The organism is Pseudoduganella aquatica, from assembly GCF_009857595.1.
Classification (GTDB): domain Bacteria; phylum Pseudomonadota; class Gammaproteobacteria; order Burkholderiales; family Burkholderiaceae_D; genus Rugamonas; species Rugamonas aquatica_A.
In genome coordinates this window covers 1-255 of sequence record NZ_WWCU01000169.1, presented here as the reverse complement: position 1 = coordinate 255, position 255 = coordinate 1, and the positions used below count along the sequence as shown (strand labels likewise).

The following is a 255-nucleotide window of genomic DNA, read 5'->3' as shown; positions in this document are numbered from 1 at the left end:
GGACACGGCGCAAATTGACCTGCAACCATACCGGCTCACCAAGCAAGCTCATGTCCCGTACTGTGCGCCAATAGCGCCCATGCAGGCGCGGGCATATCGCGGAACAATTGGAACACCGTGCATCGTTGCCAGGAACAGGCACGAGCGAAATCCAGATGCCATCGCTGCGTCGATCAAAATTCCAAATGGAGAAGCCTTCCCAGAACGGGAGCTCGAGATTATTATCATGCATGAAAGCGGTGGGTAAAGTTCAGT

At 54.1% G+C, this 255-nt stretch carries 1 protein-coding gene; it reads right to left on the bottom strand.

Going from position 1 to position 255, the window contains the following annotated elements; translation table 11 throughout:
• Positions 1-232, bottom strand: a 232-nt coding sequence (locus GTP77_RS31390) for a transposase family protein (RefSeq protein WP_161075773.1), incomplete at its 3' end; no start/stop codon positions are given.
• Positions 233-255: the final 23 nt, after the last annotated feature.